This is a genomic window from Kitasatospora paranensis (genome assembly GCF_039544005.1).
Taxonomy (GTDB): domain Bacteria; phylum Actinomycetota; class Actinomycetes; order Streptomycetales; family Streptomycetaceae; genus Kitasatospora; species Kitasatospora paranensis.
In genome coordinates, this window is sequence record NZ_BAABKV010000001.1 from 4,027,396 (window position 1) to 4,040,044 (window position 12,649).

General features: G+C 75.4%; 10 protein-coding genes and 1 pseudogene. 4 read left to right on the forward strand and 7 right to left on the reverse strand.

Annotation, left to right across the window (positions count from 1 at the left end; genetic code table 11):
• Positions 1–88: 88 nt before the first annotated feature.
• Positions 89–2,479, forward strand: a complete 2,391-nt coding sequence (locus tag ABEB13_RS19380) for a lysylphosphatidylglycerol synthase domain-containing protein (RefSeq protein ID WP_345706506.1) — start codon at positions 89–91, stop codon at positions 2,477–2,479.
• Between the two features lie 34 nt (positions 2,480–2,513).
• On the opposite strand, the gene ABEB13_RS19385 is transcribed toward ABEB13_RS19380, so the two are convergent.
• A complete protein-coding gene (locus ABEB13_RS19385) occupies positions 2,514–2,738 on the reverse strand; it encodes a hypothetical protein (RefSeq protein ID WP_100889540.1) in 225 nt (74 codons plus the stop codon).
• Between the two features lie 104 nt (positions 2,739–2,842).
• Positions 2,843–3,769 (reverse strand): AraC family transcriptional regulator, encoded by a 927-nt coding sequence (locus ABEB13_RS19390; RefSeq protein ID WP_345706507.1) that lies wholly within the window; start codon positions 3,767–3,769, stop codon positions 2,843–2,845.
• A 130-nt stretch (positions 3,770–3,899) separates the two neighbouring features.
• Between ABEB13_RS19390 and ABEB13_RS19395 the strand changes: the two genes are divergently transcribed.
• Positions 3,900–4,832 (forward strand): NADP-dependent oxidoreductase, encoded by a 933-nt coding sequence (locus ABEB13_RS19395; RefSeq protein ID WP_345706508.1) that lies wholly within the window; start codon positions 3,900–3,902, stop codon positions 4,830–4,832.
• Between the two features lie 23 nt (positions 4,833–4,855).
• Here the strand turns inward: ABEB13_RS19395 and ABEB13_RS19400 are convergent, their stop codons facing one another.
• The 5 genes from ABEB13_RS19400 to ABEB13_RS19420 are packed head-to-tail and all read right to left on the reverse strand — an operon-like array spanning position 4,856 to position 10,418.
• Entirely contained in the window at positions 4,856–5,431 is a 576-nt protein-coding gene (locus tag ABEB13_RS19400) for a GNAT family N-acetyltransferase (RefSeq protein ID WP_345706509.1), read from the reverse strand.
• Complete coding sequence (locus ABEB13_RS19405) at positions 5,421–7,481, reverse strand: penicillin acylase family protein (RefSeq protein ID WP_345706510.1); 2,061 nt, start codon at positions 7,479–7,481, stop codon at positions 5,421–5,423. Before ABEB13_RS19405 ends, ABEB13_RS19400 begins: the two co-directional genes overlap by 11 nt.
• Positions 7,478–8,293, reverse strand: a complete 816-nt coding sequence (locus tag ABEB13_RS19410; RefSeq protein ID WP_345706511.1) for an ABC transporter ATP-binding protein — start codon at positions 8,291–8,293, stop codon at positions 7,478–7,480. The genes ABEB13_RS19405 and ABEB13_RS19410 overlap by 4 nt, the downstream gene beginning before the upstream one ends.
• 35 nt (positions 8,294–8,328) lie before the next feature.
• The gene (locus tag ABEB13_RS19415) at positions 8,329–9,357 is read right to left on the reverse strand and encodes a FecCD family ABC transporter permease (RefSeq protein ID WP_345706512.1); all 1,029 of its coding nucleotides are present in this window, start codon (positions 9,355–9,357) and stop codon (positions 8,329–8,331) included.
• Positions 9,354–10,418, reverse strand: coding sequence for a FecCD family ABC transporter permease (locus tag ABEB13_RS19420; protein ID WP_345706513.1), 1,065 nt, complete (start codon positions 10,416–10,418; stop codon positions 9,354–9,356). Before ABEB13_RS19420 ends, ABEB13_RS19415 begins: the two co-directional genes overlap by 4 nt.
• Before the next feature lie 173 nt (positions 10,419–10,591).
• On the opposite strand from ABEB13_RS19420, the gene ABEB13_RS19425 reads away from it, so the two are divergent.
• Positions 10,592–11,596: an ABC transporter substrate-binding protein gene (locus tag ABEB13_RS19425; RefSeq protein WP_345709734.1), complete on the forward strand. Its 1,005-nt coding sequence runs from the start codon at positions 10,592–10,594 to the stop codon at positions 11,594–11,596.
• Positions 11,597–11,600: 4 nt separating this feature from the next.
• Positions 11,601–12,466 (forward strand): annotated as a pseudogene (locus ABEB13_RS19430) (siderophore-interacting protein).
• The last annotated feature ends 183 nt before the right edge of the window (positions 12,467–12,649 follow it).

Here is a 12,649-nt window from a genome sequence, read left to right on the forward strand (position 1 = left end):
CCGGATTTTATCCTCTTCATCCCTCCGGGCACCGCTCCGCCCCGCCGCGCCCGCCCCTCGGGCACAGGTCCGTGTGGGAGCATGCCGCGTGGCCACGCTGACCCCTGCCGACGATCTGCGCGCCGTCCCCGCGGTGGCGCGCGACGGCCGCGTGCGCCACCCCGCCGCACTGCTGCGCACCGCACTCGGCGCCGCCGCGATCGTCCTCCTGCTGCTGCTCGTGCAGTACGCCCACGGCACCGCGGGCGGCCTGGACGCGGACGTGACCGGGGGGACGGCCGTCCTGCCCGGCCCGACGGTGCGCCTCGCCGCCGCCTGCAGCGCCACCGCCCTGCTGCTGGTGCCGCTGGCGTTCGCCGTCGACCGCCTGCTGCGCCGGGCGGGCCGGCAGGTCGCCGACGGCGTGCTCGCCGCCGTCGTCGCCTACGCGCTCTCGGTCGCCCTGGACCTGGCGTTCGGCGGCGTCGGCGCGCTGACCCACCCGTCGCCCGGCGACGTCGGCCGCACCGACCCGGTGTACGGGCACCTGGCCCCGGTTCTGGCGTTCATGACCGCGGTCGGCACCGCCGGCCTGCCGCGCTGGCGCACCGCGCTCACCGGCACCGTGGCCGCCGCCGGACTCACCGGGCTGCTGACCGGCTACGCGACGCCGATGTCCGTGGCGCTGGCCCTGCTGGTCGGCTGGACGGCCGCGCACGCCGTCGGCTGGACGGTCGGCGAGCCCACCCGGGAGCCCACCGAACTCCAGCTCTGGGCCGCCCTGCACAGCGCGGGCGCGCGCCCCGATACGCTCCGCCGGGTCGGCCCCTGCCACTACCTCGCCACCCAGGACGGCGGCCGCCCCGACCTGGACGTCCGGCTGCTCGACCGCCGCGCCCGCGCCACCGGGCTGCCGCACCACCTCTGGCAGCTGCTGCGGCTGCGGACGGCTCCGCGGCCGCCCGGCCTGCGCTCGCTGCGGGCCGGTCTGGAGCACCAGACGCTGCTCGCGCACGCCGCCGCGGCAGCCGGGGTGCGCACCCCCGAACCGCTGGTGGTCACCGAACTCGGGCCGGACGCCGCGCTGGTGGCGTACCGGCACCTGCCCGGGCGGTCGCTGCGCGAGCTCCCCGAGGACGCCCTCACCGACGAGGTGCTGACCGACGCCTGGGAGCAGTTGCGGCTGCTCCAGCGGCGCAGCATCGCGCACCGGGCGCTCACCCCGGACACCGTCCGGGTCGGCCCGGACGGCCGGGTGCAGCTGGTGGACCTGGCCGCCGGGGAGATCGCCGCCGGGGAGCTGCTGCTGAGCCTGGACGTCGCCGGGATGCTCACCGTGCTGGGGCTGCGGTCCGGGGCGCGGCGGGCGGTGGACACCGCCGTCGCGGTGCTCGGCCCGGCCGCCGTCGGCACCGCCCTGCCGCTGCTGCAGCCGATCGCCCTGCCCCGCGAGACCCGGGAGGCGCTCGGCGCACAGCCCGAACTCGCCGCCGCGATACGGGCGGAGGTGCTGCGCTGGCGCCCCCAGGCGGAGGTGGAGCCCGTCCGGCTGGAGCGGCTCCGGCCGCGGACGCTGGCCACCGTCGCGGCCGGCGTCGCAGGTGGGTACGTGCTGCTGCAGACCCTGTTCGGCGCCGGGACGGCGTCCTTCCGGGCGGTGTCCGAGGCCGACCCGTTCTGGCTGGCGATGGCCGTGCTCGCCGCGGTGGCCAGCTATCTGACCGCGACCCTGGGGTTCGTCGGCTTCGTGCCCGAGCGGATCGGGTTCGGCCGGGCGCTGGCCGCCCAGACCGCCGGCTCCTTCGTGAAGCTGGTCTCCCCGGGCGGGGTCGGCGGGGTGGCCCTGAACACCCGCTTCCTGCAGTGCTCCGGGATCCCGACCGCGCAGGCGCTGTCCAGTGTCGGCGCCTCCCAGCTGCTCGGCCTGGCCCTGCACATGCTGCAACTCGCGTTCTTCACCACCCTGCTGGGCTTCAGCCCGGAGGCCGGGCCGCAGGCCGAACCGCTGCTGCGGCCGCTCTGGCTGGCCGTCGCGCTCGGCGTGGTCGCGGTGCTGGTGCCGACGGCGCTCGCGGTGCCGTGGCTGCGGCGGCGGATCGTCGGCCTGCTGCGGCCGCTGCGCGCCGAGGTGCTGCCCCGGCTGCTCGACCTGCTCCAGCAGCCGGGCAAGCTGGCCGCCGGCGTGGCCGGGCAGCTGCTGGTGTCGGTGAGCTTCGTCGTCTGCCTGTACTGCTGCGCGCTGGCGGTCGGTGCCCACCCGGGGTTCAGCGCCGTCGCCGTGGTCTTCCTGGCCGGCAACGCGGCCGGTTCGGCCGCCCCGACGCCGGGCGGCATGGGCCTGGTGGAGGGCCTGCTGACCACGGGGCTGGAGGACACCGGCGGCATGGACCAGGGCCCGGCGTTCGCCGCGGTGATGCTGTTCCGGCTGCTGACCCTGCTGCTGCCGGTGCTGCCGGGCTGGCTGGCCTTCGGCTGGCTGCAGCGCCGCCGGGCGCTGTGAGACGCCCCGCGCCCCGTCCGGCGGGCGACCGCGGTCAGTCCCGGTAGTCGTCCTCGTCCAGGCCGACCTCGCGGGACTGCTCGACGGCGTCTCCGTCGTCGGCCTGATCGGCGCCGAGGGCCCGGCGCTCGCGCAGCTGCTCCAGTTCGTCGACCTGCTGCTCGGCCACCTCCCGCTCCTCGTCGTCCGCCTCCATGACGGCCGGCGACTCCTCGTCGTAGTCCTCGGGGAACTCCGGGTTCTCAGGGTTCTGGCGCATGGCGCCAGTATCCGCCGCCGCGCGGCCCGGCGCGCGCCCCGTCGCCCGGCCGTCGGCGTGTTGACCGGCCGGGCGGCGTACCGTCCCGGGGCGCGGCGCACCGCTCAGGCCACGGGCCTGGCCTCCCGCCGGTACTGGCCGGGCGGGACGCCGTAGGCGCGCTTGAACGCCTTGGCGAAGGCGAACTCGGAGCCGTAGCCGACCCGGTCTCCGACCACCCCGAGCGGCGTCCCGGAGTGCCGCAGCAGCCCCGCGGCCGTCGTCATCCGCCAGCGGGTCAGGTACGCCAGCGGGGGCTCGCCGACCAGCGCGGTGAAGCGGCGGGCGAAGGCGGCCCGGGAGAGTCCGACGCTGTCGCCGAGGCCCTCGACCGTCCACGGCCGGCCCGGGTCGGCGTGGATGGACTTCAGGGCGGGCGCGATCGCGGGGTCGCGCAGCGCGGCGGCCCAGCCGGCCGCGGCGTCGGCGGGCTGCTCGTCGAGCCAGGCCCGCAGGATGTAGAGGAGGAGCAGGTCGATCAGCTGCGCGACGATGCCGTCCGCGCCGGGGCCCGGCCGCTCCAGTTCGGCCCCGAGCATGTCGATGGCGGAGGTCAGCGCGAGGTGGTGGCCTCGGCGGGCGCGCAGGTGGATCAGGTCGGGCAGGGCGGAGACCAGGGGGTGCGGGCGCTCCTGGTCCAGGTGGTAGGCGCCGCAGAGCAGCGAGGTGAGCGGGCCGTCGCCGGTGGCCGGGGCGGACGGGAGGGGCGAGACGGGCCAGCTCAGGTCCGTCCGGTAGTCGACCACCGGGGAGGCGGGATCGTCGGCGAGGACGTGCTCGCGGCCGCGGCGGACGAACACGATGTCGCCGGGCCCGAGGGCCGTGCGGCCGCCGGCCGGGTCGATCAGCCAGCAGGTGCCGCTCAGCACCACGTGGAAGCCGGCGCCGGTCTGTTCGGAGAAGCGCAGGCCCCAGGGCGCCCGGCAGTCCGTCCGGGCCGAGACCGGGTTGCCCGTCCGCATGGACGTGACGGCGTCGGTGAGGATGTCCACCCGCACAGGCTACTCGTCCGGCCGGGCGAGACGATCGGACAGTGAATCGAGATTTTCGGCTATTCATCGTCTCGATCCTGCTGTCTACCGTGGATGACGACCGACCACATCGGAACAGAGGAGCCGCATCGTGCGCGCCATCGTCCAGCAGTCCTTCGGCACCCCCGACGTCCTCGTCCCGGCCGAGGTCGACCGCCCGGGCCCGCTGCCGGGCGACATCGTCGTCCGGGTCCGCGCCGCCTCCGTCAATCCGATCGACGCCTACACGCGCTCCGGTGCCTTCCCGCTGCTCGGCGCCCCGCCGTTCACGGTGGGCTGGGACGTCTCCGGCGTCGTCGAGGAGGTGGTGCCCGGCGTGACCAGGTTCAAGGCCGGCGACGAGGTGTTCGGGATGCCGTTCTTCCCCCGGCCCGCGGGTGCCTATGCCGAGTACGTCGCCGCACCCGCCCGGCACTTCGCCGCCAAGCCGGCCGGCCTCGACCACGTCGCCGCGGCCGCGCTGCCGCTGGCCGGGCTGACCGCGTGGCAGGCCCTGGTCGACACCGCGGAGGTCGGACCCGGCGCCCGGGTGCTGATACACGGGGCCGGCGGCGGCGTCGGCCACCTCGCTGTGCAGATCGCCAAGGCACGCGGGGCCGAGGTGCTGGCGACCGCGAGCCCGGCCAAGCGCGACTTCGTCCGCAGCCTCGGCGCCGACCGGGTCATCGACTACACCGCGGGCGACTTCGCCGCCGGCCTGACCGGCGTCGACGTGGTGATCGACGGCATCGGCGGCGGCTACGGACAGCGCTCGCTGCCCGTCCTGGCCCCGGACGGCCTGCTGATCACCCTGGTCGAGCGGACCAGCACCGAACTGGCCGACGCCGCGACCGCGGCCGGCCGGCGCTTCACCGGCCTGACCGTCGAACCCGATCACGTCGGCCTGGAGGCGCTCGCCGGCCTGGTCGCCGACGGCCGGCTGCGACCCCACGTGCAGCACGTGCTGCCGCTGGAGGAGGCCGCGAAGGCGCACGAGCTGATCGAGTCGGGCCGCACCCAGGGCAAGATCGTGCTCACCGTCTGACCGCCGGGGCGACGGGCGGGCCGTCACCTCACCCCGGCTACCTCCCGGGTGAGGAAGACCAGCCGGGCGCGCTTCTCCGGCTTGTCGATCTCCGGGCCGAGCTCGAAGCCGCTGCGCAGCAGCCGGGCGATCGCCCGGTCGTTGCGGGCGTCGGGCTCGGCCACCACCCGCCGGCGGGCCGGATCGGCGAGCACGAAGCGCAGGAAGACACCGATCAGCCGCTCGGTGAAGCCGGGTTCGGCGGCGCCCTCGGCGGGGCCGATCAGCAGGTGGACGCCGTGGTCGCCGGGAAGGACCCGATAGCACTCGCCGACCGGGTCGTGCGCGGGCTCGTAGGTCTGGAAGAGCGCCACGGGCGTACCGTCGCGCAGCGCCAGGAAGGCGTGATGGGTGCTCAGCGAGCCGACGAACTCGTAGACCTCCCTGACCTGTTCGGGGCTGTGGTCGAGCATGCCCCAGAACCGGGCGCGCTCCTGGGTGACCCAGCCGTGCACCAGTGCGGCATCGGCGGCCGGGTCGAGCGGGACAATCCGGACGCGTCCGAAGCCGGGCACCCGCTCCTCGTGGGCGGCGGGCCTGTCGGCGGGCTCAGTGGGCATCGGACTCCTCGGTGAGCTGGTTCCAGTCGGTGGTCACGGGGACGAGTTCGCCGCTCAGCCAGAGCGGCAGCTGGTCGCGGCGGTGCGGGTGCCCGGGCACCCCGGACGCCCCGAACGGCACGACCCAGCCGCTGTCCTCCCGGCGGGCGAGGTCCCAGACGTAGCGGGCGGCCGGCCCGCGGGCACTGCGGTCGGTGAGCCCGGGGACGCTGGAGGTGGCGAGCACGCAGTCGTGGTCGCCGCCGAGCCGCGGCCAGGTGTCGTCCGCGTCCTCCGGCACCGCCTGCCACGGGGCGAGCCGGTGCCCGTCGCCCCAGGCCCCGGCCGGCTCGGCCGCCGCGGTCTCCTCGGCGGCGGCGCGCACCAGGGCGGCGCGGTCCACCCCCGGCAGCCGGTCGTGGCCGAGCACCGTCTCCAGCGCGTAGGCGACCCGGGGCAGCAGGGCCAGCCAGGGCCGGAACAGCGCGGGCAGGGGCGGCGGGTCGGCGAGGGCGGCCAGCGCGGGTTCGGCGGCCAACCGGCGGACCACCGCCGAGCGCAGTGCCGCGTACCGGGCCGCGTCGACGGAGTCGGCGGCCATCCGGCGGTCCCAGGCGAGCAGCCGCTCCCGCAGCCGGGCAGCCGGCGGCGTGAGCCCGTCGAGGCCTTCGAGCAGGGCCAGCAGCGGGGCGGCGGAGGCGAGGAAGGTGTCGGTGTGGATGTCCGCCATGTCCTTCGCCGTCCAGGCTCGCGGCCCGGCGAGCAGGTCGGCGATCCGGTCGGCGCGGTGCGGCGGGGCGAACTCCACGCCGAGCGGGGCGGCGAGGCCGCGCTGATTGGCCATCACGGCGGTACCGTCGACCCGGGCGCGCGGCATCCGGTGGCGGCCCTGCCAGGCGTGGCCGGGCTCCCAGGCGGGGACGGGCCGCAGGCTGTTCGCCCGGGCCCGCACCGGCACGATGCCGGCGACCCGGTGCAGCAGGCCACCGGCGGTGTCGGCGGCCTGGACGACGTTGACCGGCTCGGCCCAGTGGTCGAGGGCGGCGTCCACGTCGGCGACCGTCCGGGCGCGCAGCAGGGCGGGCAGGGCCGCGAAGCCGCACTCGCCGTCGGCCCGGGGCGGGTACCGCAGGCTCAGCACCTCGTGCGCGCCCCGGGCGGGGTCCGGGCCGCCGACGATCACCGGGCCGCGGTCGGTCTCCACCAGCTCGATCCGGACGGCCTCGGCGCCGGCGACCTCGACGGTCTCGGTGTGCACGGCGGCGGGCCGCCAGCCGTCCGGGCCGAGTGCCTCCACGCCGTCGCCCCTACGGCGCAGTCGCTCCCGGTAGAGGTCCTGGTAGTCGGCCATGGCGTTGGTGATCGCCCAGGCGACCGGCCCGGCGTGGCCGAAGTGGCCGATGCCGGGGACACCCGGCACGGCGAGGCCCACCACGTCGAACTCCGGGCAGGCGAGCCGGATCTGCTGGTAGATGCCCGGGTCCTCGATGAACCGGTGCGGGTCACCGGCGATGAGGGCGGCGCCGCTCGCCGTCCGCTCGCCCGCGACGAGCCATCCGTTGCTGCCGGAGGTGCCGGGCCCGTCGGTGGCGAACAGCTCGGTGTGCTCCTCGCCGAGCGCCCGGGCGACCAGGTCGCGCCAGAGCTTGGTGGGGAATCCTGCGAAGAGGATGTGGTGGCCGAGCCAGACCGCGATCGGCGTCCACGGCTCCCACCGGCCTGGCGCCACCCCGGCCGCCACGAACTCAGGCGCGGAGGCCGGGATTTCGGCGAGACCCTGGTTCACGCCGTCGACGTAGGCGCGGACCCAGCCGGCAGTGTCCGGGTCGAGGGCGGCGAAGCAGCGCCGGGCGGTGTCGGCGATGCGGGCGCGGCGGGCGAAGACGTCCCAGTCGAGGGCCTCGGCGCCGAGGAAGGCCGCCGAGGTGCCCTGCGCCCGGTGGCGTTCGACCTCGATCTGCCGGCCGCGGTCGGCGGCGGCGTTCCGCCCCTGCAGGCGGGCGAGTTCGAGCATCCCGTCGGCCCGCAGGTGGGGTATCCCCCAGGCGTCGCGGAAGACCCGGCCCGTCACGCGGTGCGCTCCGGCGTACGGCGCCGCGCGGCCGGCACGACCAGCGGGGTGCCGGTCTCCGGGTCGTCGACGACCCGGCACGGCAACCCGAAGACCCGCTCGACCAGTTCGGCGGTGACGACCTCGGCGGGCGGACCGGCCGCGACCACCGTGCCCTCGCGCATGGCGATCAGGTGGGTGGCGTACCGGGCGGCCTGATTGAGGTCGTGCAGGACGGCGACCAGGGTGCGGCCCTGCTCCTCGTGGAGCCGGGCGCAGAGGTCGAGGACCTCGATCTGGTGGGCGATGTCGAGGTAGGTGGTGGGTTCGTCCAGCAGCAGCAGCGGGGTCTGCTGGGCGAGCGCCATGGCGATCCAGACGCGCTGGCGCTGGCCGCCGGAGAGTTCGTCGACCGGCCGGTCGGCGAGCTCCCCGACGCCGGTCGCGGCCATCGACCCGGTCACCACCCGTTCGTCCTCCGGCGACCACTGCCGCAGCAGGCCCTGGTGCGGATGACGGCCGCGGGCGACGAGTTCGGCGACGGTGATGCCGTCCGGGGCGATCGAGGACTGCGGCAGCAGGCCGAGGGTACGGGCGACCTGGCGGGCCGGTACGGCGCTGATGTCCCGGCCGTCCAGCAGGACGGTGCCCGCGGCGGGCCTGAGGGTGCGCGAGAGGGCGCGCAGCAGCGTCGACTTGCCGCAGGCGTTGGGCCCGACCACGACCGTGAAGGAGTGGTCGGGGATGTCGACGCTCAACCCCTCGGCGATGGTGCGCTGGTCGTATCGGAGGGTGAGCTCCGCTCCGCGCAGGCGCGGTCCGCCCGGTTCCATGGTCGGTACTCCGTTTCGGGGATCGGTGAGGTGGCTCAAATCCGGCCTGCCCTGCGCTCGGTGGCGAGCAGCCAGACCAGGTGGCCGCCGCCGAGGACGCCGGTGACGACGCCGACCGGCAGCTGGTGGCCGGGGAGGACCCGCTGCGCCGCGTAGTCGGCGGTGACCAGCAGGGCGGCGCCGGTGCACATCGCGGCGAGCAGGTTGGGGCCGGGCGCCCGGGTGAGGCGGCGGGCGAGCTGGGGGGCGGTGAGGGCGACGAAGGAGACCGGGCCGGCGGCGGCCGCGGCGAGCGCGGCGAGCAGGACGGCGCAGCCGAGCAGGGCCAGCCGGACGCGTTCGACCCGCACGCCGAGGCCGCTCGCCGCGTCGTCGCCCATCTCGATGACGCGCAGCGCGCGCCCGCAGCCGAGCAGCACGGCGGGGCCGAGCACGGCGAGGGCCACCAGCAGCGGTACGGCGTCGCGCCAGCCGCGGCCGTCGAGGCTGCCGGTCAGCCAGAGGACCGCACGGGCGGCGTCCATGAGCTGGGTGCGGGTCAGCAGGTAGCCGTTGACGCCGGTGAGGATCGCGGAGCTGCCGATGCCGATGAGGACGAGCCGGCTGCCGTGCACCCCGCCCTTCCAGGCGAGGGCGTAGATGGCGGCGCCGCTGACCAGGCCGCCGAGCACGGCGCCGCCGGCCAGGGCCGCGCTGCTGCCGCCGGTGATCACCACGATCAGGGCGCCGGCCGACGCGCCCTGGGTGAAGCCGAGCACGTCGGGGCTGCCGAGCGGGTTGCGGACGAGGGACTGGAAGAGTGCCCCGGCCAGCCCGAGCGCGGCGCCGACCAGCAGGGCCGTGACGACCCGCGGCAGCCGCAGCTGGTTGACGATGAAGTCCTCGGCCGGGGTGCCGCCGCCGGTGAGGGTGCGCACGACGTCGGCCGGACCGAGCGGGTAGTCGCCACTGCCGAGGGCGAGGATGCCGACGCCGAGCGCCAGCGCGGTGCAGGCCAGGCCGACGATCAGGGCCCGCGGGCGGAAGCGGACGGACAGGGTCGTCCCGATGCGGAGGGTGCTCATGCCCGCGCCACCCTTCCCCGGCGTGCGAAGTGGAGGAAGAACGGGCCGCCGAGGACGGCGGTGACGATGCCGACCTGGAGTTCGCCGGGCCGGCCGAGGACGCGGCCCAGCACGTCCGCGCCGAGCAGCAGGACGGGGGCGAGCACCGCGCAGTACGGGAAGAGCCAGCGCAGGTCGGGGCCGGTGAGGGCGCGGACGAAGTGCGGCACCATCAGGCCGACGAAGACGATCGGGCCGCAGGCCGCGGTGGCGGCGCCGCACAGCAGCGTGACGGCGACGATCGCGGCGGCCCGGATCAGTTCGGGGCGGGCGCCGAGGGCGCGGGCCGCGTCGTCGCCGAGCGCCATGACGTTCAGCGGCCGGGCCAGGGCGAGCGCGACGACCAGCCCGACGGCGACGAACGGCAGCACCTTCAGGACGGTGCCGCCCTGGGCCCCGGCCAGCGAACCGACCGTCCAGAAGCGCATCTTCTCCAGGGCTCCGGCGTCCAGCAGCATCACCGCGTTGACGTAGCTGAAGAGGGTGGCGTTGAGGGCGGAGCCGGCGAGGGCGAGCCGGGCGGGGGTGGCGCCGCGACCGCCGCCGACGGCGTAGACGAGCACCGCGACGGCCGCGGTGCCGACCAGGGCGAACCAGACGTAGCCGTCGAAGGTGGCGACGCCGAGGAAGGAGGCGACGGTGACGACGGCGGCGGAGGCCCCGGCGTTGATGCCGAGCAGCCCCGGGTCGGCGAGCGGATTGCGGGTCAGCGCCTGCATCACACCGCCGGCGAGGCCGAGAGCGGATCCGCAGAGCAGGCCGAGCAGGGTGCGCGGCAGCCGCATCCGGTGGACGACGGTGTAGGCCTCGGAGTGGGCGTCGAACAGGCCGTGCCAGACCTCGACGGGTGACAGTTCGCGGGCGCCGACGCCGATGCTGAGCGCGACGACGGCGAGCAGGACGAGCACGGCGGCACCGAGCCCGGCTGCCCGCCGGACGGCCCGGCCGCCCCGGACCGGCCCGGCGGGCGGTGATGCTCCCGCCGAACCTCCTTGGTTTGGCGGTGACTTGGTGAGCGGCACGGTCTGGCTCCGGTGCTGTGGGGTGCTGTCGGGGGCGCCCGGCGGCGACCCTCCTGGACAAAGACTTAGGTTAGGTTAACCTAAGTCGCGTCGCTCGACGCCGCCATCCCCCGACCCGAGGAAGACACCGTCATGCCCCGTTCCAGAACTGCCGCCCCCTCTCCCGTCGCGGCCTGCTCGCTGCCGGAGGCGCCACCGCCGTCGGCGCCCTGCTCGCCGCCTGCGGCAGCAACGGCAGTTCGGGATCCGACGCCGGCTCCCCGGCCAAGGCCACCGCGGCCGGCCCCTGGTCGTTCACCGACGACCGCAAGAAGGCCGTCACTGCCGAGAGCACACCCAGCCGGGTGGTCGCCTTCACCGGCACCGCGGCCGCCCTGGTGGACTTCGGTCTCGACAGGCAGATCGTCGGCGTCTTCGGCGAGACCAGGGCCGCCGACGGCAAGGCAGACCCGCAGGCCGGCGACCTCGACATCGGCAAGGTCGAGATCCTCGGCAACGTCTGGGGCGAGTTCAGCGTGGAGAAGTACGCGGCGCTGCGCCCCGAACTGCTGGTGACCCACATGTACGACCCGGACGCCCTCTGGTACGTGCCGGACGAGAGCAAGGACAAGATCCTCGGCCTCGCGCCGAGCGTGGCGATCACCACCGCCCGCGTCCCGATGACCACGCCGATCCAGCGCTACGCCCAGCTCGCCGAGTCGCTCGGTGCGGACCTGAAGGCCAAGAAGGTCACCGACGCCAAGGCCCGTTTCGAGGCCGCCGCCGAGGACCTGCGGCAGGCCGCGAAGGCGGCCGGCGGCATCAAGGTGATGGCCGCCTCCGGCAGCCCCGACATCTTCTACGTCTCCAACCCGAAGATCGCCACCGACCTGCTCCACTTCTCCGAACTCGGCGTGGACTTCGTGGTGCCGACCAAGCTGGAGGCCGGTGACTACTACGAGGCGCTCAGCTGGGAGAACGCGGGCAAGTTCGCCGCCGACCTGATCATCCTGGACAAGCGCAGCACCGCGCTGCAGCCCAAGGACCTCGCCGCCAAGCCGACCTGGGCCCAGCTGCCCGCCGTGAAGGCCGGCCAGGTCGTCCCGTGGGACTCCGTGCCCCGCTTCTCCTGGGCGGGCGCCGCACCGCTGCTGGAGAACCTCGCCAAGGCCATCCGCTCCGCGAAGAAGGTCGGTTGACGCCATGAGCAGCCAGTCCGAGATCGCCGCACAGTACGGGTTCTTCGAGGCGCGGGTCGTCCGCAGCCGGCGCCTCGGTCCGACCATGGTCCGGGTGACCTTCGGCGGCGAGCAGTTGAAGGGCTTCGCCTCCGGCGGCCGGGACCAGAGCTTCTCGCTCTTCCTGCCGCACCCCGGACAGGACGCCCCCGTACTGCCGATCGAGGAGGGCGAACACTGGTTCACCGCCTGGCGCGCGCTGCCGGAGGACGTCCGGGCCGTGATGCGCTCGTACACCGTCCGCGCGCAGCGCCGTGAACCGGACGAGGTGGACGTGGACTTCGCGCTGCACGGCCTTGCCGGCCACGGCACTGCGGGGCCGGCCGCCCGGTGGGCCGCCGGGGCCGCGCCGGGCGACCGGGTCGTCCTGCTCGGGCCCGCTGTCGAGGACAACCGCAGCGTCTGCTTCCGCCCGCCGGCCGGCACCGACTGGGTGCTGATCGCGGCCGACGAGACCGCCCTGCCCGCCGCCGGAGGCATCCTGGACGAGCTGCCGGCCGGCACCGCGGCCCGGGTGTGGATCGAGGTGCCGCACGCCGAGGACATCCAGGACTTCGAGATCGGCGCCGACGTCGAACTCACCTGGCTGATCAGGGATGCGGGTACGACACCGCTGGTGGAGGCGGTCCGCGGCGCGGACCTGCCCGCGGGCGCCCCGTACGCGTGGATCGCCGGCGAAGCCGGCAGCGTGCGGCGCTGCGGCGCCATCTGGTCGGCGAACGCGGCATCGACCGGCGCGCGGTCACCTTCTCCGGCTACTGGCGCCGCGGTGCCTCCGAGGAGCAGCTGCGGCTGGAGGCGATGTCCGGCGACGCCTCCGACGAGGAGTGACATCCGGCTGCTGAAGCGGCACTTGAGTGAAGACGGCCCGTCCCCGCAAGAGGGCGGGCCGCCTCTCGTTCATAAAACTTAGGGTAGGCTAACCTAAGTTCAATCCCCCGTCCGCAACCGTTGAGGGCTGACCATGACTTTCCAGGGCCGTACCGTCGAGGTCCCGTCGGCAGGCACCACCCC

Bases quoted from the DNA above. Each gene is read 5' to 3' on its own strand.
- ABEB13_RS19385 (WP_100889540.1), bottom strand. From the start codon at position 2,738: ATGCGCCAGAACCCTGAGAACCCGGAGTTCCCCGAGGACTACGACGAG.
- ABEB13_RS19400 (WP_345706509.1), bottom strand. From the start codon at position 5,431: ATGCCCACTGAGCCCGCCGACAGGCCCGCCGCCCACGAGGAGCGGGTG.
- ABEB13_RS19410 (WP_345706511.1), bottom strand. From the start codon at position 8,293: ATGGAACCGGGCGGACCGCGCCTGCGCGGAGCGGAGCTCACCCTCCGA.
- ABEB13_RS19415 (WP_345706512.1), bottom strand. From the start codon at position 9,357: ATGAGCACCCTCCGCATCGGGACGACCCTGTCCGTCCGCTTCCGCCCG.